Below are 17,809 nucleotides of genomic sequence, written 5' to 3' on the forward strand. Positions count from 1 at the left end.
TTACGTCGGCGCTGTTGTAAAACGGCGCCGACGTAAAAGTGCCATAGCAACGTCTCCACCCGCCGAATTGAAGGAAGTGCCCGTGACTCAGCCAGCACCCTCCATTGAACACACCGGACCCGCTGGGGAACCAGTGGTGAGTCTGCGTGGAATTTCCAAGAGTTTTGGTGCCGTCAGGGCCCTCGATGCGGTGGATCTTGACATCTTCCGCGGCGAAGTAGTTGCCATTGTCGGTGACAACGGTGCTGGCAAGTCAACCCTGGTCAAGATACTGGCGGGGGTTCACCCGCAGGATTCTGGGACCATCAGCTTCGACGGCAAGGAAGTCTCCATCTCGTCGCCGTCAGAATCACGGGCACTGGGAGTGGCCACCGTGTTTCAGGACTTGGCACTGTGCGACAACCTCGATGTGGTCTCAAACCTTTTCCTAGGGCATGAAATGGGTGGTTTTACACTCAAAGAAGAAGAGATGGAGAAACGTTCGTGGGAATTGCTGCGGCAGTTGTCCGCGAAGATTCCCTCGGTACGGATCGCCGTGGCCTCACTTTCCGGAGGGCAACGCCAAACGGTCGCCATTGCCAGATCGCTGATTGGTGAACCGGCGGTTGTCATCCTGGATGAACCGACTGCTGCCCTCGGCGTCGCCCAAACCGCCGAAGTACTCAACCTCGTTGAACGGTTGCGCGAACGCGGCCTGGGCGTGGTGATCATCAGCCACAACATGGCGGACGTGCAAGCAGTTGCAGACCGCGTTGTCGTGCTGCGGCTGGGACGCAACAACGGTGACTTCATGGTGGCCGATGTCAGCTATGAGGACATCATCGCCGCCATCACCGGCGCCAGTGATAACGCCGTGACACGACGGGCAAGCGCCCAGACTGCCCAGACGTCCCTGTCCAAAGCTGATTCCACCCAGCGCGGGGGTCCGCAACCGGATGATCGCGGTGACGGACCCGGAGCGGATCCATCCATCATCCGCCACAGCACCGAGGAGGGACAACAGCTATGACTTCAACCAGCGGCCCTGCAAAGTCACCGACTTCCGGCCCAGGCCCAGACTCTGCTGCAGCGCTGGCGGCCGATCGGCAGGACGAGCGGCTCGCCGCCGAGGAAGGCATCGGCGGCGCCATCACATCATTCCGACGTCGTGTGTCCGTCGGTGACCTCGGATCACTTCCCGTGGTGGCGGGTTTGGTCATTATCTGGGCGATCTTCCAGATCATGAATCCCAACTTCCTCTCCGCCAATAATCTGGTGAACTTATCGCTGCAGTGTGCTGCCACCGGCACCATTGCCATCGGGGTGGTGCTGGTGCTGCTGGTGGCGCAGATCGACCTGTCGATCGGTTCCATCAGTGGCCTGTCCGCGGCCATCCTGGGTGTGGGCATCACAAGCGCCGGATGGCCCATCTGGTTCGCAGTGATTGTGGCCTTGGCTGTCGGGGTCCTCATCGGCCTCATTTACGGGCTGCTGTTTACCCGATTTGGCGTTCCGACATTCGTGATCACCCTAGCCGGGCTGCTCGCCTTCCTTGGCTTGCAGCTGCGGGTGCTGGGACCGAACGGGTCCATCAACCTCCCTTACGATTCCTGGATTGTCCAGTTTGCGCAGGGCTGGTTCCTACCACCGTGGCTGGCCATCGTGTTGGCTGTGCTAGCCGCGGGCGGCACCTTTTCCTCGGATTGGATGCGTGCCAGGCGCCGTCGCGGTGCGGGCTTGTCCACCGGGCCGGTGTCCCTCATGGTCATCAAGAGCGTGGCGCTCTTGGTGATTTTGATTGTGGTGGTTGCGTACTTGGCGACGGACCGGGGCATTGGGATGATGTTTCTGCTGTTCGTCATCCTGGTGGTGGTGATGAATTTCTTCTTGACCCGCACACGTTGGGGTCGCTCGGTCTTCGCCGTCGGTGGCAATGTGGAGGCCGCCAGGCGCGCTGGCATCAAGGTCAACCGCATTTACATCTCGGTACTTATGTTGGGCACATTTTTCGCGGCCCTTGGCGGACTGCTCGCCTCGGCGCGGCTGACCTCGGCGAGCCTGTCAAGCGGCGGCGGAGACACCAACCTGGTCGCCATCGCCGCGGCAGTTATTGGCGGAACCAGCCTGTTTGGTGGACGCGGAAGTGCGTACTCGGCGCTGTTGGGCATCTTGGTGATCCAATCGATTTCCAACGGGCTGACCCTGCTCAATCTAGACTCCTCAATCCGCTACATGATCACCGGGGCGGTGCTACTGCTGGCGGTCATTATCGACTCGCTCTCACGCCGCTCACGGGCGAGCCACGGGCAGGCCTAAAGCTACGACGACGGCGTCCACAGGAGGCGTGGCGGGACAGAGGGCACGGGAACCCGGCACCGCCTACTCAATTGCCCCTGTCCTGTGCTGGGTCTTGGCGCACTGCTAGGCCGCGCGGATGCCAGCCCCGGTATGAGTCTCACCGTCGCTTGCTGGCAAACTCCAACCCCCGTGGCAGATGCAGCAATCCCGAACAACTAGGCAGCCAGTAGCCAGTAACCAGTAGCCAACGACCCCAAGCAGCCAACCGGCTCCCGCACATTTCAGCATCCGTAGCGAAGAAACTATGCTTGACTGAAGCCCCGGCGTGTACCGGGAGGCGCCCGGCGGGCCCGGGAGAACCCCGTAGGCCAACGGGCAAAAAGATGGAACAGAGGATTAGGTGACAATGAGCGGAATTCTGACAGTCCGTGGCGGTGTTCCGCTAAAGGGACGCGTACAGGTGCGCGGTGCCAAAAACCTCGTACCTAAGGCGATGGTGGCGGCCTTGTTGGGCAATTCGCCCTCAACGCTACGCAATGTACCCGAAATCAAGGACGTCGAGGTCGTAACCTCGCTGCTCCAGATTCACGGCATCAAGGTGGAAAAGGACCCCGTCACAGGGGATCTGACCATGGACCCTTCCAACGCCAAGAAGGCATCCAGCGCCGAGATTAACACTCACGCCGGTGACTCACGTATTCCGATCCTGTTGTGCGGACCGCTGATTCACTCGATCGGCCACGCCTTCATCCCTGACTTGGGTGGCTGCAAAATCGGTGACCGTCCCATCGATTACCACCTGGATGTGTTGCGCAAGTTTGGTGCCATCGTTGAAAAGACCGGCGGCGGCATCTCCATCACCGCACCCAACGGACTCCAGGGCACTAAGATTTCCCTGCCGTACCCCAGCGTCGGTGCCACCGAACAGGTGCTGCTTTCCGCCACTCGCGCCGAAGGCATCACCGAACTTTCCGGTGCCGCCACTGAGCCGGAGATCATTGACTTGATCGCCATCTTGCAAAAGATGGGCGCCATCATCTCCGTGCAGACGGACCGGACCATTCGCATTGAGGGCGTCACCGAGCTCACCGGCTACGATCACACCGCCCTGCCGGACCGCAACGAATCCGCATCCTGGGCCTCGGCTGCGCTCGTCACCGGCGGCGACATCTATGTTGAAGGCGCTAGCCAGCGCGACATGATGACGTTCGTGAACACCTTCCGCAAAATCGGCGGCGGCATGGACATCCAGGACGACGGCATCCGCTTCTTCCACAAGGGCGGCGCCTTGAAACCGCTGGTTCTAGAAACCGATGTGCACCCCGGCTTCATGACTGACTGGCAGCAGCCACTCGTGGTCGCCCTGACCCAGGCCGAGGGCGTCTCAATCGTCCACGAAACCGTGTACGAAAACCGTTTCGGCTTCACCAAGGCACTGACCCGGATGGGCGCCAACATCCAGCTTCATCGCGAGTGCCTGGGCAGTATTCCGTGCCGCTTTGGGCAGCGCAACTTTGTTCACTCGGCCGTCATTTCAGGATCAACACCTCTGAAGGGCGCCAACATCAACGTCCCCGATCTACGGGGCGGCTTCAGCCACATGATCGCGGCTCTTGCAGCCGAAGGAACCTCCACCGTGACCGGCATTGACGTCATCAGCCGCGGCTACGAACGTTTTACCACCAAGCTGCAGGGACTCGGCGCTGACTTCGACGTGCACGATTCCACAAAGTTCGTAGGCTAGAGATCATGAGCGCTGATGAGACTGGCAAGGCTCCTCACAAACGGCCCTTCAAACCCAAGGGCATGAGCATCAAGACGCGAATATTCTTTACGCTCGTGGCAGGGGTTGCCCGGCCCGCCATGAATGTGCTCATCGGCAAGCAATGGCACGGCTTGGAGAAGCTGCCCCGGGACGAGGGCTTCATCGTGGTGCCTAACCACTGCACAGAAATTGACCCGATTGTGGTGGGTCATCTGCTGTATAACCAAAACATCATGCCGCACTTTCTCGCCAAGGATGGGTTGTTCAACATCCCCGTGGTCGGCACCGCCCTGCGTGGCGCTCAGCAGATTCCCGTGGAGCGCAGTGGTGCCGGTGCTGGCAAGTCCCTCGTTGCCGCACAGACCGTGCTCGACGGCGGTGGCGCGGTAGTGATCTACCCCGAGGGAACGCTCACCCGCGATCCAGAGTTGTGGCCCATGAAGGGTCGCACCGGTGCGGCCAGGCTCGCCCTGGGTACCAGTGCCAAGGTCATTCCCGTGGTTCATTGGGGCGCCCAGGAGGTCTTTCCCCGCTACGGCAAGGGCTTCAAAATCTTCCCGCGTAAGCGCGTCAAGGTAGTCGTTGGTGACCCGATTGACCTCAGTGAATTCCATGGCCGCTCCGGCGATAAGGCCACGCTCGAGGCCATGACCGAAATCATCATGGTGGCGATCACCGAGATGCTGGAGGAACTCCGCGGGACAAAGGCCCCGGCCGTACGCTGGGATCCCGCCGCGCATCAGCAGTCCAGCCACGGCCGCTTCGTGGAGCGTGGATCCGCCAACAACGGCAAGACCACAGAAACCAGCACAGACACCGAGCCCGACGCCGGCGCAACAGAAACAGGGGACCTGACGTGAGTATTGTGGATGGTTTGGCGCCAACAAAGATCGCCGTTTTGGGTGCCGGCAGCTGGGGAACCACCTTTGCCAAGATCCTCGGCGACGCTGCTGCAGGCACGGACCGCAGAATCGTACTCTGGGGCCGGCGCCAAGAAGTGGTTGATCAGATCAATGACCTCCATCGCAACCAGCGCTACCTCTCCACCACGGAGCTGCCCAAGAATATCTCCGCCTCCATGGACGTCCAAGAGGTCCTCAAGGATGCCGAGCTGGTGGTGCTGGCCGTTCCCGCCCAGACCTTGCGCGAGCAACTGCGTGGGCTGGCCGGGCACCTAGCCGAGGATGCCGTCGTCGTGAGTTTGATGAAGGGGCTGGAACTGGGCACGGACCAGCGCATGTCCGAAGTCATCGAGCAGGAACTGGGGATCGGCAAGGACCGCGTGGTGGTGGTCTCCGGGCCTAACCTAGCCATGGAGATTGCCCGCCAGGAGCCCACTGCCTCGGTGGTGGCCTGCGCGGATGAGAATACGGCCAAGTGGGTCGCGAAGGTTTGCAAGCCCAAGTACTTCCGGCCGTACACGGTCGATGACGTGGTGGGCGTGGAGATTGGCGGGATCGTCAAGAACGTGATCGCCCTGTGCGTGGGCATGTGTGAGGGCCAAAAGGTGGGCGATAACACCAAGGCCTCGGTCATCACGCGCGGACTCGCCGAGACCACGCGGCTGGCCCTGGCACTGGGCGGCAAGGCCGAAACCATGGCCGGGCTCGCTGGCTTGGGTGACCTCGTGGCCACGTGTTCGTCCTCGCTGAGTCGCAACCACACCGCCGGGCGCATGCTGGGCGAGGGACTCACCCTCGATGAGGTCAATAACCGCATGACGCAGACCGCCGAGGGCATCAAATCGGGGCGTGCAGTCTCTGACCTTGCCGCCAAGATGGGGGTGGATATGCCCATCACCAACGCGGTAGTGGGCGTCCTTGAGGGTAAACTGACTGTCGATGAACTGGGGCCGCTGTTGTTGGCCCGCCAATTGAAATCCGAAGGCGACTAACGCGTGACTACCGATTCCCCCGCTACAACTGCGCCCATCCGTGTGGCCATTCTCTTCGGCGGGCGCTCCAGCGAGCATGCCGTGAGCTGTGTGACCGCCGCCGGTGTGCTGGGTGCCATTGACAGGACCAAGTACAGCGTAGTTCCCATCGGTATCGCGAAAAACGGCCAGTGGGTTTTGGCTGCTGAAGGCATCGACGGTTGGTCCCTTTCGGGGGGTGCCCTGCCGGAGGTTACTCCGGGGGAGCAGACTGTTTCGCTGGCTCACCTGGGTGGCGGGCACCAGCTGGTACTGTCCGAAGCCGGTCAGCTGCCGCAGGAACTGGGCGCCGTGGACGTGGTTTTCCCGCTGTTGCACGGACCGTGGGGCGAAGACGGCACCCTGCAGGGAATGCTGGAACTCAGCGATACCCGCTACGTTGGCGCCGGCGTGCTGGCCTCGGCCATGGGTATGGACAAGCACTTCATGAAGGTGGTTTTCGAGTCGGCAGGGCTGACGGTTGGACCGTACATTGCCGTGACCGACCGCGAATGGAGTGTTGATCCGGCGAAGGTGCGCGAACGCGTTGCCGCGCTTGGTTTCCCCGTATTCGTGAAGCCCGCCCGTGCTGGCTCCTCCATGGGAATCTCCAAAGTGGATTCGCTGGCCGAGCTGGATACTGCCATTGCCGAGGCCCGCGAGCACGATCTGAAGCTGGTTATCGAGGCTGGCATTGTGGGGCGCGAGATTGAAGTTGCTGTTCTTGAAGGCCGGGGGAGTGAAACCCCGCGCGTCTCACTGCCCGGCGAGATTGCCATGGCTAATGACGATCACGCCTTCTATGATTTTGAAGCCAAGTACGTCCAGGGCAATGCCGTGAACCTCAGTTGCCCGGCGGACATGCCCGATGCTGACATCGAGCGAGTCCGTGAGCTGGCAGCGGTGGCGTTCGACTCCGTGGGGGCTGAGGGGCTTTCCCGCGTGGACTTCTTCTACACCGAGGGTGGCGAGTTGATTATCAACGAGATCAACACCATGCCCGGCTTTACGCCCAGTTCCATGTACCCGCAGATGTGGCAGGCCTCGGGTCTGAGTTACCCGGAGCTGATCGATGAGTTGTTGCAACTGGCACTAAATCGCAAAGTAGGCCTCCGCTAACCCCCAACGCCGCATCACCAAGCGGCCCTTTTTCCCCAACGCTGCATCAGCAAACGGGGCTTTTTCTCAAACGTTCTCTCCATGTGAGATCGGTCCCTCAAAACCAGACTCAGCGGTATGTCAGGTTCGCGCACAACGAGGGCTTTGACACCATGGACGCGGCCAAGGAATACACCAAAGGCAGTGAATTTGCGGCCATCCAAAAAATGCTGGCCTCCTTCAGCGGATGATCAGCGGCTAAACCCGCCGGATAAACCCGCCGCTACACTGGGTGCTGCTCTGCTCCGGCAGTAGGCAAAGTGAACACCTAAGGAAGTGACACTCCATGAAGGAATGGATCCGAGTCCATCCCTATCAGGCACTAGCCATGGGATACGTGCTCTTCTTTGCGGTTGGCACCGGGATTTGGATCGTAGCCGGACGGGACCTGAAGTATGCCCTGTTCACCGCGTTCGTGTGGACCCTGTTCTATTGGCTCATTGCGCTCACCCAAATACGGCGCAGAAGAAAAGCCACACTCAGTCTCCAGGACCAAGGCCAAATGATGGTCTACCTCCGCTACCCTGACTCGCGGCCCGGTTCACTGAGCAGCATCTGGAGCCAGGGGATCGCGACGCCCTGCTCAAACCCCAGCCCCAGTTCCATCCAGTTCCAGCCAGCCTTCTATGACACCCTGGAGCCGTTTGGACGGGACACGACGATCGCCATTCAGAACTTTTCTCCTGAGCGCCGAAAAGTGGGCGGCAAAGACCGCAAATACATTCCTGACTACGGGCTTCAGGCGATGACGTTCGCAACGGATGAAGGCACTATCGAAATCGCTGCACAGCCTGAAACGCTGGACCAGCTCATTGCTGCGCTAGGCCTCAGCTGAGCTGGAGCTAACACTCGTGAAGCCCGACGCCGGACCGGCTCACCGAACGCTGCCCCTTTCAGGGGATAAACTGGGCGCTGGTCTTGTCCTGCAGCAGAAATCACCACCACGCTTGGCGCAGGCGATATTTTAGGAGCCTTCCCCATGAGTACCGAGTCTGCGCCGCAGCCGAACATCCTGCGCTGGATGCCCCGTGACACTGAACAGCCTGATGCCGAACGCCCTGATGCCGAACAGTCGGCGCTGTGGATTAGTGCCAGTGGCGCCGCCATGCCCAAGAAGGTGGTGGCGGTGGATGATTCTCTGACGGCCGACGACGCCTACCGTCTCGCCGCTCAAGGCACGGCTTTGCTGTGGCAAGGTGACTATCACAACGCCCGCCAGCTACTCTCAGCCATGGCTCGCAGACTGCCCGTCTTTTCAAGGCTCGACGGCGAATCCGTCGCCCAGTCCTTCTACCGCTACCGCCAGGGTCGGACCCAACGAGCCAAGATGCTGGGACGCGTGTTGGTGCCGCTGGCTCCCGGACCGGTAGTGCCTTTGCGCCGGGCCCCAGATCTGAAAGAGGCCTGGCTGCTCGCCGCCGGCCCTGTTGATGAGCCGTCTGTGGCGCCGTTGCAGGATGTGCTGGGTGCAGTTGGTGCCTTGGAATGGCGGCGCAATGGATTGTTCATCCAAGAACTCGACGCCGTGATCTACCCGCACTACGGCACGTTCGCACCGGTTCGCAGCGAATATCTGGGACTCCTGGACAGCGTGGAACTGCCGTCCATGGAGCTGGCCTTCGATATTGGCACCGGAACGGGCGTGCTGGCAGCCATCCTGGCCAAACGCGGCGTCAAGCGCATCGTGGCCACGGATAGCGAAGCAGCTGCCATTGCCTGCGCACAGGAGAACCTGGAAAATCTGGGACTGGCTGACACGGTCGAAGCCGTTCAGATCAATATGTTCCCGGAAGGGAAGGCACCGCTGGTAGTCTGCAATCCGCCGTGGCTGCCCGGAACAGTCAACACCATGCTGGACAACGCCGTCTATGACCCCAAGAGCCGCATGCTCAAAGCCTTCCTGAGCGGGTTGGCCAAGCACCTGGAACCCGGGGGAGAGGGCTGGCTGATCATCTCGGACCTGGCCGAACACCTGGGCCTGCGCTCCCGCGAGGAACTCACGGGCTGGATCGATGCCGGCGGACTTGAAGTAAAAGGCACGGTGGAAACGCCGGCTCGGCACCCGCGTTCCATGGACCGCTCGGACCCTTTCTTCGACGCCAGATCAAAGGAAATCACCTCCCTGTGGCGACTGGGTGTCAAGGGCTAGCGAGCGCCTGAGAGGTTTTAAGAAAATCTCCCACTGCTAAGATATTTCTTTGGTGCCCGGTGGGTGCCGACACGCGTTTGCGTGGACATTACGCTGGGGACGATGGATTCCACCGGTATGCCATCACGATTTATGGAGTACACCTATGGCTGAGACGCCAGAAGAAATTCAGCTGCCCACACGAAAGAAGAAACCTCGTAAGAAGGCGGCGTGGATTGTCTCCGCAGGTGCCACAGTAGCGGTATTGGCTGTTGCAGCATTTGTTGTTCCTCCGATGCTCGCAGGTGACCCCATTGCGGCGGAGAGCTCTGCAGCACCCACGGCCGCCCCCACCCCCGCCAAAACCTACGCACCTGTCACCAATTTTTACGAGCAGGCTGGTCCTCCGGCAGGTTCGCCGTTGACGCCAGTTGCACCACAAACGGTGACCGTCAGCGCAGACAAAGTGGGAACCAAGCTCAGTCCCACTCAGGTTGGTCTTTCACTCGAAGCCACGGATTTGGCTGACCCTTTGTTGAGCGGGGACAACGAGACCGTGGTCGCCAGACTGAAGGGACTAGGGAAACCTGTTCTGCGGTTCGGTGGCAACGCGGTTGATCGTCGCTTCTTCTGGACGTCCACTGGCGAGGCCCTTCCGTCAAGCTATGCCGGAACCAAAGCTAACCCTGCTCGAGTAGTCGGTCCCGATGACTTCACTCGGGTCAATGGATTGCTGGAAGCAGCAGATGCCTACATCAGCCTGTCCGTGAACTTGGGCGACTACAATCCGGACCGTGCAGCAGATCTAGCCAAATATGGTGCACAAATCTTTGGCGAGCGCCTACTGGCCATCACCATTGGTAATGAACCCAATGGCTTTGCGCCCAATATGGTGCTGGCGCATGCGCTCCGTCCCAATGGCTACACTTCGGCTGACTTCGGGAAAGAAGCAAAGGTCTACGCTGATGCCATCTACAAGGTGGCCCCGAACGTCCCCATCTCCGGCCCGGGCACCTATGCTGCGGATTGGGCCTCAGCTTGGGTTGACCTAGACATCAAGCAGACCAAGATTCTCACCTTCCACAACTACCCCCTGACGGGTTGCACCACGGGCCTCGCCGCGGACCAGCCCACCATGGCTAACCTTCTTGCCCCCGACATGCATGACCGCTCCATCAATTACCACAAGACCTTTGTGGCCACGGGCAATGCTGCCAACATGCCCATCTGGGTTGATGAAACAGGGATCTCGGCCTGCGTTGGCGGTAACGAGACCACTAAGACTCACGCGTCAGCGTTGTGGAGCGCCGATTACGCCCTCGGCTCGGCTCAGGTTGGCGTCAGCCAGCTGGACTTCCACAGTTCACTCATCACCTGCAAAGGTGGCCCGCCCATGTCCGCCGTGTGCTTTGACGGTGAGTACCTCAAGCCCACCGGCGAAATGCAAGGCCGTGCCAACTACTTTGGCTTGTCCATGGTTGGCACCATTGGCGGCGGCGAGTTCCTGAAATTGACCAACGACGGCGGCGGGCTGGCCTATTCTTACGCCCTCCAACAGGCTGATGGCAGCACCACAGTAGTCCTGATCAACCAGAACAACCCGGAGACTGCGGCGCAAACTAAAGTCACTCTGAAGCTGCCCAACATTCCGGCCACGGCCACCATGACCCAGATGACGGGCACCAGCTACGATTCTGAGGACACCAGCAAGATCGACGGTCAGGATGCCGCCCCCGGAGCGAATGACAAACGTCCAGCTCCCATGGACTTCAAGCCAGGACAGCAGTTGCAGACCTTCCCGTTGACCGCCGGCACTGTCACGGTCATGAACTTCAAATACTGACGGAACGGACTTCCCCGGGGACGCATAGCGTCACACGGGGAGTTCCCATCTAAACGTGTAAGGATGGCCTCCATGATTGATGAAACTGAGATGGATCTGCGTCCCCGCAAGGCCAAGAAAACCCGGCGCAATACTCTGCTGGTGATCCTAGGCCTGTTCGTGGTGGCAGCCATTGTCAGTGGGGTCTTTGTCGTTAACTTGGCTAACAGCTTCAACAGCCAGACTCAGAAGATCGCCCAGGCATTCCCCGAGGAGTCCACGCGGCCCGTCAAAGCTACAGAGGGTCCGGCATCAAAAGCCCAGAACATCCTGGTTCTGGGTAGTGATAGCCGCGCCGCTTCTGTGGACATGGCCAGCGAAGGTGAGGCGTCCGATCAACGCTCCGACACCATGATGTGGGTCCACATCCCGGGTGACGGCAAGAACATCGTCATGATGTCCATCATGCGCGACACCTGGGTAGACATTCCCGGTCACGGTCAAGCCAAGATCAACGCTGCCATGGCTTACGGGGGAGTCCCTCTGGTGGTGCAGACCCTTGAGGGTTTGTTCAAGAGCCGGCTCGACCACGTGGCCATTGTTGATTTTGAGGGCTTTAAGGCCATCACCGATTCACTCGGGGGCGTCAAGGTAAATGTCCCCATGGCATTCACAACCGGCAACAAACAGCACACGTTTAATGCCGGCCCGCAGGTTTTGAACGGTGATCAGGCGCTGGCGTTTGTCCGTGAGCGTTACGCGTTCAGCGACGGCGATTACCAGCGAGTGCGGAACCAGCAGCTGTTCCTTAAATCGGTCATGAACACGGCGCTGACGCCCGCCACGTTGACTAACCCTGGCAAGATCAGCGATCTCGTGAGCCAGGTTTCACCCTTTGTTTCCGTTGATGAAGGTCTGGATGCAGCAGCGATGGCCAGCATGGCTGTGAGTCTCCGCGATGTCCGCGGCTCCAATGTCCTGTCCTTCACGCTTCCCAATTTGGGGACGGGGACCAGCGCTGATGGCCAGTCAATTGTCATCAAGGACGACGCCGCCATCTCGGCTATCGCTGATGCCCTTGCCTCGGACACGCTGGTCCTGCACATCGATAACAACGGTCTGCGCTAAATCCAGCGAACCAACCTGACGCCGGGTTCCCGGCGGATGCTATTGGGCGGAGGTGGACGTGGGTACGTCGTCAATTCCAATGCAGCCGCCGGTCGAGGGAATCTTTGCCGCAGCTGCTGAGATTTGGGTCAGGACCGTGTCCGAGGGGACCTTGTTCTCCTCCAGAATCAGCTCGGTGGCCGGGTTACGCCCATAGGTGGTGAACGTCCAGGACGTTTCACCTTCCTTGATGACCCAGTCCACTCCGTTCACAGTCACGCACCTATCGGTGGTGGGACCGGGGACCTGAACGCCACAGCGCAGCAGTACAGCTGCAGGGTCGCCCCATGCGGCAGTCGCTTGGCTGGAAGTACTGCGGCGCTTGGCGTCCGCCAGAGAATCGGGCAGTGCCACCATCATGGGGGCGCATGCCGGATTGTTTGCATCCGTGGCCTCGTTGATGGTCACGGACGGCGCGCAGGCGCTCAAGGCGAGAAGCGCGACGGCGGCAAAAGGCGCAGCGGTCCGCCAGGAGCGGGAAATCAGAGGCATGTCACCAGCCTATCCGTTCAAGCTGGGAATGCTCTCCGGGCAATGGCTGTGGTGGGCAGTCCTTGCTCCTGCCCACGCTGGTTGCTGTCATGATGCGTTTACGCGGATAACACGCTGGGGACGTTCAATGGTCTGCTGAAAAAGACGGATGCCTCTATCAGCCTGTCGGTAAACCTGGGTGACTACAACCCCGAGCGTGCGGCGGACCTGGTCAAGCACGCCGTACAGATTTTTGGCAAACGCCTCGTGGCCCCGAACCTCACCATTTCCGGCCCCGGCACCTATGCGGCAGATCGGGCCTCGGCCTGGGTGGACCTGGCTCTCAAACAGCCAAAGATTCTCACCTTCCACAACTATCCGCTGACTGGCTGCAGCCCAGGTCTCGCCGCGGACCAGCCCACCATGGCCAACCTCATGGCGCCCAATATGCATGACCGCTCCATCAACTACCATTCCTCATTTGTGAAAAAGGGAAATACCGCAATGCTGCCCATTTGGGTTGATGAAACGGGAATCTCCGCGTGCGTGTGTGGCAATGAGACCACCAAAACGTATGCCTCGGCAATGTAGAGCGCAGACTATGCGCTCGGTTCCGCTCAAGTTGTTGTCAGTCAGTTGGACTGCCACAGCTCCCTCATCACCTGCAAGGGCGGACCGCCCATGTCCGTGGTGTGCTTCGACGGTGAGTGCCTCAGGCCGACCGGTCGGATGCAGCCGCGAGCCAACTACTTCGGATTGTCGATGGTTGGCGCCATTGGTGGGGGAGAATACCTCAAGATGGAGAACGCCGGCGGTGGGGTGGCTTATTCATACGCCATCCAGCAGGCAGATGGCAGCACCACTGGTGTCCTGATCAATCAGAACAACCCGGAGACGGCTGCACAAACCAAGGTGACGCTGAAGCTGCCCAACATTCCTGCCACGGGAACCATGACCCAAATGAAGGGCAGTAGTTACTCCGCTCACGACGGTGTTGCCATCGATGGGGCTGCCGGTGCTCCCAAGGCTGATTCCGAGCGCCCCGCACCCATGAACTTCAAGCCGGGTGTGCAATCTCAGACCTTCTCGTTCACGGCAGGAACAGTCACCATCATGAATTTCACGTACTAAAGGCAGTTGAGCCGGTCTAGCCCGGCGCGCAGTCTCGCAGGATACCAGAGCTTTGAGTGGGGCCCTGCCTGTCTTAAGTCCGACGGCGGGTGGGCCCACTCTACGCTGTGAAGAAGTTTCACCAATTATGACTCGGAAAAGTACATGACAAAGCTAACAGTTTTCACCGTGAACCCTGTGAATTCACTATGTCCGTGAGATGATCTATCAGATGGGCTAATTGTAATGCCCTTCAGTTCCGTGAATATGTGTCGTGCACCACATCGAAGATGTGCCGCTCGGGTCATCACTAGTGGGAAGTAAGGGCGGTCTCAGCGTGGTCAGTGGGTGCAGGAGTTATGCCCGAATTGCCTTGATGGCAGCTATTTTGCTGTTGGGTTTCCTCGTTCTTCCTCAGGCATCCGTAGCGACCGCTGATGAAAGCACTGAAGCCGATATCGACATTTCGACGACATTGCCCGCAACCTCGTCTCCAGAAACGCCTGTCGTAGAATCGCCCGTTGTCACGACACCTCCCACCACGACACCTTCAGAAACGCGGCCTTCAGAAACGCCTGTTGAAGAATCGCCTCTTGTCACGACATCTCCCACCTCCCCGCCTTCAGGAACGCCCCACGTTGGTCCAGCGACCGTTGAAGGACCGACTCCGGAAGCCCCCGTGCTGGAACCTGCAACCATTGAGGAACCAGTCCAGGAGATCGTGGAAGAGGTCCCGGTGGAAGCGACATCCACGACCGATGCACCAACAACCGGGGCCCCCACCACCGTGTCGGCCACCATTCGGCCCACCGTCGGAAGTCCGAGCAGCACAGCGGAGGCACTGCCTGTCCAGTCGACCTCGTCAACTCCATCTGGACCTGCCAATTCACTATTACTGAAGTTGTCCATGATTGGTATTCTGGCGGCCATAGGGGTTCTCTACATGTACTTCATGGGGCGTAATGGTCGGCGCAGTGCATCAGCGACAACGGGCCCGGTGAAATAGTCCGCACATGTCCCAAAGTGAAAAGAGTGGCAAACGCACACGGATCATGCTCCTGGCCCATTCGTATTGGCCAGAGAACAGCCCGCCTCAACGCCGCTGGTCGTCGCTGATTCGTGAGTTCCGTGCAGCAGGCTGGCAAGTGGACGCCGTTGTCCCCGTGGCCCATTTTCCGCAGGGAACGCGCACCCTTCCTCGAGAGGTTGCTGGCACGATGTTCCGCAGCCAAAAGGGCCCTCATGGCGAAGTTATTCTGCGCATCCCCTACCTGCCACACGGCGGAAATTTCCATCCCGCACGCCTAATTGACCAGCTTTTTTCAGCAGCAATGTCCATTCCCGCTGGAATCTTCTGGCGCAGGCCGGATGCAGTCATCGTGACGGCGCCAAGCCTGCCCATTCTTGTGGCTGGATATGTCGTCGCCAGAGTCAGGCGTGTTCCACTTATCGTTGAAATGCGCGATGCCTGGCCGGATCTGGCCAGAGACGCCCGGCTCGTCAAAGGCAACGTCAAAAGCAGTATCGAACGTGTGGTTGAGGCCATCCAGTTCCGTGCCGACGTGGTAATTGCCGTGACTCAGGGTTTCGCCGAAACGCTTCGGGCGCGTGGGGTGAAGAATGTGGTCACGGTCAGCAATGGTCTTGACGTTGACTCGGTGCCCAGCTTCGAGGCACCCGCCCTGGACAAGGAAACGCTCGAGGTTTTGTATCTGGGCAACCATGGCCAGAGCCAGCGGTTGGATGCGGTGATCCGCGCAAGCGCGTTGGTAGGTTCGGGCATGCACTTGCACATGGTGGGCCACGGAACACACCGCCCTGCCTTGATCAAACTCGCTGCTGAGCTCAACGCCCCGGTGACATTTCATGATTCTCTCCACGGTAAAGACGTTCTTGATCGCTACAAATCTGCGGATAGCTGCATTGTCTCCTTGCGAGATGACTGGAAGTCCTTCGAGGCAACCGTGCCCTCCAAGACTTATGAGGTGTTGGCTATCGGGCGTCACATCACGGCCATTGTGCGTGGCGAAGCCGCCCGCATCGTCAATGACGCTGATGCTGGCGATGTGGTCTCATGGAAGCCTGAAGCGATTGCCGAGCTCTGGCGCGAGTTGGCTGCAGATCGAAGCCGTCTGGACGCAGGCACCTCGGGTCGTGACTGGGTCCGCGCGCACGCAAATTATCCTGTCTTGGCTGCCAAATACATGCGGGTCATCGATTCGGTCACTGGCAAGGTTGGTGTTGACGCATGAGCCTGCTCAAAAATCTAAATCTGGCCGCCAGAACTGCAGCAAATCACCTAGCGGATGATCCTGTGGTTTTGGCCTTGCAGATTTCCCGGCGACTGCCGGCCGCTGTGGTCACGCCCGCTGCCATGCTCGTCACACGGCTATGTCCTCGCTCCACGTCCACCCCTGCGCTTTTAGCCACCTACCTGACAGGGGATACAACAGGGCTTGAGTCCAAGCTTTCGGCTGCGCTGGCCTCTGACCCGCAGGCCAATCGGGCCAGGCTTGCGGCTGACGTTGCTCTGGCCGCTGGTCAGCCGGGATGGGCGGAGCAGTTCCTACCTCTGGCACAGCTGTCGAAGCGTTTTCCTGCAACCCTCGCTCGTAACCAGTGGTACCACGGTGACATGGAAGGTGCCATCGCTGCCCTTGCCGGTCAGCGCGGTTCAATGAAACGGCACCAGAATCGGCTGGTAGGGGAGAGCCGCACCTTTAGTGGCTGGACACCGGTGTTGCCCAAAACTTATATGGTTCCGGTCAAGGGGCGTGTACTTCACCTCCTGACAAATTCTCTGCCACACACGGGTAGTGGTTATGCTCAGCGCAGCCATTCCATCTTGCTCGCACAGCAGGACGCCGGCCATGAGGTTTTGGCCGTGACTCGCCTTGGATACCCGGTTCAGGTTGGCAAGATCCTTGCAGAGGGTGAAGACCTGGTTGACGGAGTACGTTACCGCAGGATGATTCCGTCCAAACTTGCGCCAACCCCTGATGCTCGCTTGCAGCAGGAAGCCGAGGAACTACTCAAGGTGACGCTTGAGTTCCGCCCGGACGTCTTGCACACCACCACGCACTTCACCAACGGCTTGGTGGTTGGTGCCGTGGCCAAAGCCCTGAATATTCCGTGGGTTTATGAGGTGCGCGGCCAGCTGGCAGATACCTGGGCTTCCACCCGTGGCGATGTTGCCAAGGAAAGCGAACGTTATGCGAAGTTCCAGGCCTCGGAAGCTCGGGTCATGCAGGAGGCCGACGCCATAGTAACCTTGGGCGCAGCCATGCTTGAGGGCATTGTTGGCATGGGCATTGCCGCAGAAAAAGTTGTACTTAGCCCTAACGCTGTCGGCGGGGACTACCTGCTCGAGCCAGGGACGCCGATGGCTGCCCGGGAGAAACTCGGCCTAGATCCGGCACTGAGCTACATTGGAACTGTCAGCTCTCTGGTTGATTACGAGGGCCTCGACCATCTCATATCGGCGTTTGCCATATTGGCTCCAGAATTTCCCAAGCTTCGACTGCTGCTCGTGGGCAGTGGACTAGCGGCTCCGGCACTGCAGGATCAGGCCACTAAGCTTGGCATTGCTAAGAGCGTAATTTTTACTGGCAGGGTGCCCCGCGAGTTGACGGCCCTCTATCACCAGGCTATCGACATCTTTGTTGTCCCGCGCAAAGACCTAGACGTAACTCGTGCAGTCACTCCCCTGAAACCAGTTGAAGCATTGGCAAGTGCCAGGCCAGTCATCGCCAGTGATTTACCTGCACTCCGGGAAATTGTTTTTGAAGGTAAAAATGGTCGTCTCACTCCACCTGATGATCCCGTCCAATTAGCGGAGGCCGTGGCAAGTCTTTTATTGGAAGAAAAAACGATGAACGACCTCGGCTCCGAGGGCCGGAAATTAGTGATGGAAACGCGAACTTGGGCAATCAATGCCGCAACCTACGCAAGCCGATACGAAAAATTGAGGGGCAAATAGCTTGACAGCGAGAAGAGACA

At 59.6% G+C, this 17,809-nt stretch carries 16 protein-coding genes; 14 read left to right on the plus strand and 2 right to left on the minus strand.

All coding sequences use genetic code 11. The annotated features are described in order from the left end of the window. Positions 1 to 82 precede the first annotated feature (82 nt). From AB0P14_RS05945 to AB0P14_RS05990, 10 genes are all read left to right on the plus strand, one after another. Positions 83 to 1,009 carry an ATP-binding cassette domain-containing protein gene (locus tag AB0P14_RS05945; RefSeq protein WP_363838993.1) on the plus strand — a complete coding sequence of 309 codons (927 nt, stop codon included), beginning with the start codon at positions 83 to 85 and terminating at the stop codon, positions 1,007 to 1,009. Further along, entirely contained in the window at positions 1,006 to 2,295 is a 1,290-nt protein-coding gene (locus AB0P14_RS05950) for a sugar ABC transporter permease (protein ID WP_363838997.1), read from the plus strand. Before AB0P14_RS05945 ends, AB0P14_RS05950 begins: the two co-directional genes overlap by 4 nt. Positions 2,296 to 2,683: 388 nt before the next feature. Beyond that, positions 2,684 to 4,021, plus strand: a complete 1,338-nt coding sequence (gene murA, locus AB0P14_RS05955; RefSeq protein WP_363839000.1) for a UDP-N-acetylglucosamine 1-carboxyvinyltransferase — start codon at positions 2,684 to 2,686, stop codon at positions 4,019 to 4,021. Positions 4,022 to 4,026: 5 nt separating this feature from the next. After that, positions 4,027 to 4,902, plus strand: coding sequence for a lysophospholipid acyltransferase family protein (locus AB0P14_RS05960; RefSeq protein ID WP_363839003.1), 876 nt, complete (start codon positions 4,027 to 4,029; stop codon positions 4,900 to 4,902). After that, positions 4,899 to 5,936, plus strand: a complete 1,038-nt coding sequence (locus AB0P14_RS05965; RefSeq protein WP_363839005.1) for an NAD(P)H-dependent glycerol-3-phosphate dehydrogenase — start codon at positions 4,899 to 4,901, stop codon at positions 5,934 to 5,936. Before AB0P14_RS05960 ends, AB0P14_RS05965 begins: the two co-directional genes overlap by 4 nt. Positions 5,937 to 5,939: 3 nt before the next feature. Next, positions 5,940 to 7,073, plus strand: coding sequence for a D-alanine--D-alanine ligase family protein (locus AB0P14_RS05970; protein ID WP_363839008.1), 1,134 nt, complete (start codon positions 5,940 to 5,942; stop codon positions 7,071 to 7,073). A gap of 325 nt (positions 7,074 to 7,398) precedes the next feature. Next, on the plus strand, positions 7,399 to 7,947 hold the full coding sequence (locus tag AB0P14_RS05975) for a hypothetical protein (RefSeq protein WP_363839011.1): 549 nt from the start codon (positions 7,399 to 7,401) through the stop codon (positions 7,945 to 7,947). A gap of 144 nt (positions 7,948 to 8,091) precedes the next feature. Continuing rightward, positions 8,092 to 9,261, plus strand: a complete 1,170-nt coding sequence (locus tag AB0P14_RS05980; RefSeq protein ID WP_363839014.1) for a class I SAM-dependent methyltransferase — start codon at positions 8,092 to 8,094, stop codon at positions 9,259 to 9,261. A 145-nt stretch (positions 9,262 to 9,406) separates the two neighbouring features. Then, positions 9,407 to 11,083: a hypothetical protein gene (locus tag AB0P14_RS05985; protein ID WP_363839018.1), complete on the plus strand. Its 1,677-nt coding sequence runs from the start codon at positions 9,407 to 9,409 to the stop codon at positions 11,081 to 11,083. Positions 11,084 to 11,155: 72 nt separating this feature from the next. Then, positions 11,156 to 12,190, plus strand: coding sequence for an LCP family protein (locus AB0P14_RS05990; protein WP_363839021.1), 1,035 nt, complete (start codon positions 11,156 to 11,158; stop codon positions 12,188 to 12,190). Between the two features lie 39 nt (positions 12,191 to 12,229). Here the strand turns inward: AB0P14_RS05990 and AB0P14_RS05995 are convergent, their stop codons facing one another. Then, positions 12,230 to 12,721, minus strand: a complete 492-nt coding sequence (locus AB0P14_RS05995; RefSeq protein WP_363839024.1) for a DUF3515 domain-containing protein — start codon at positions 12,719 to 12,721, stop codon at positions 12,230 to 12,232. Positions 12,722 to 12,967: 246 nt separating this feature from the next. Between AB0P14_RS05995 and AB0P14_RS06000 the strand changes: the two genes are divergently transcribed. Next, positions 12,968 to 13,291: a hypothetical protein gene (locus tag AB0P14_RS06000; RefSeq protein ID WP_363839026.1), complete on the plus strand. Its 324-nt coding sequence runs from the start codon at positions 12,968 to 12,970 to the stop codon at positions 13,289 to 13,291. 138 nt (positions 13,292 to 13,429) lie between these two features. Next, on the plus strand, positions 13,430 to 13,831 hold the full coding sequence (locus AB0P14_RS06005) for a hypothetical protein (protein ID WP_363839029.1): 402 nt from the start codon (positions 13,430 to 13,432) through the stop codon (positions 13,829 to 13,831). Between the two features lie 393 nt (positions 13,832 to 14,224). Here the strand turns inward: AB0P14_RS06005 and AB0P14_RS06010 are convergent, their stop codons facing one another. Next, positions 14,225 to 14,719 carry a hypothetical protein gene (locus AB0P14_RS06010; RefSeq protein WP_363839031.1) on the minus strand — a complete coding sequence of 165 codons (495 nt, stop codon included), beginning with the start codon at positions 14,717 to 14,719 and terminating at the stop codon, positions 14,225 to 14,227. A gap of 104 nt (positions 14,720 to 14,823) precedes the next feature. Here AB0P14_RS06010 and AB0P14_RS06015 point away from each other — a divergent pair, with 104 nt between their 5' ends. Continuing rightward, positions 14,824 to 16,062 (plus strand): glycosyltransferase family 4 protein, encoded by a 1,239-nt coding sequence (locus tag AB0P14_RS06015; RefSeq protein WP_363839034.1) that lies wholly within the window; start codon positions 14,824 to 14,826, stop codon positions 16,060 to 16,062. Further along, complete coding sequence (locus tag AB0P14_RS06020; RefSeq protein WP_363839037.1) at positions 16,059 to 17,789, plus strand: glycosyltransferase family 4 protein; 1,731 nt, start codon at positions 16,059 to 16,061, stop codon at positions 17,787 to 17,789. The genes AB0P14_RS06015 and AB0P14_RS06020 overlap by 4 nt, the downstream gene beginning before the upstream one ends. The last annotated feature ends 20 nt before the right edge of the window (positions 17,790 to 17,809 follow it).

This window comes from Specibacter sp. NPDC078709, assembly GCF_040686795.1.
GTDB lineage: Bacteria > Actinomycetota > Actinomycetes > Actinomycetales > Micrococcaceae > Specibacter.

Excerpts from the sequence above, each read along its gene's own strand:
- AB0P14_RS05950 (WP_363838997.1), top strand. The coding sequence starts at position 1,006 with ATGACTTCAACCAGCGGCCCTGCAAAGTCACCGACTTCCGGCCCAGGC.
- murA (WP_363839000.1), top strand. The coding sequence starts at position 2,684 with ATGAGCGGAATTCTGACAGTCCGTGGCGGTGTTCCGCTAAAGGGACGC.
- AB0P14_RS05960 (WP_363839003.1), top strand. The coding sequence starts at position 4,027 with ATGAGCGCTGATGAGACTGGCAAGGCTCCTCACAAACGGCCCTTCAAA.
- AB0P14_RS05975 (WP_363839011.1), top strand. The coding sequence starts at position 7,399 with ATGAAGGAATGGATCCGAGTCCATCCCTATCAGGCACTAGCCATGGGA.
- AB0P14_RS05980 (WP_363839014.1), top strand. The coding sequence starts at position 8,092 with ATGAGTACCGAGTCTGCGCCGCAGCCGAACATCCTGCGCTGGATGCCC.
- AB0P14_RS05985 (WP_363839018.1), top strand. The coding sequence starts at position 9,407 with ATGGCTGAGACGCCAGAAGAAATTCAGCTGCCCACACGAAAGAAGAAA.
- AB0P14_RS05990 (WP_363839021.1), top strand. The coding sequence starts at position 11,156 with ATGATTGATGAAACTGAGATGGATCTGCGTCCCCGCAAGGCCAAGAAA.
- AB0P14_RS05995 (WP_363839024.1), bottom strand. The coding sequence starts at position 12,721 with ATGCCTCTGATTTCCCGCTCCTGGCGGACCGCTGCGCCTTTTGCCGCC.
- AB0P14_RS06005 (WP_363839029.1), top strand. The coding sequence starts at position 13,430 with ATGCAGCCGCGAGCCAACTACTTCGGATTGTCGATGGTTGGCGCCATT.
- AB0P14_RS06010 (WP_363839031.1), bottom strand. The coding sequence starts at position 14,719 with ATGGACAACTTCAGTAATAGTGAATTGGCAGGTCCAGATGGAGTTGAC.
- AB0P14_RS06015 (WP_363839034.1), top strand. The coding sequence starts at position 14,824 with ATGTCCCAAAGTGAAAAGAGTGGCAAACGCACACGGATCATGCTCCTG.
- AB0P14_RS06020 (WP_363839037.1), top strand. The coding sequence starts at position 16,059 with ATGAGCCTGCTCAAAAATCTAAATCTGGCCGCCAGAACTGCAGCAAAT.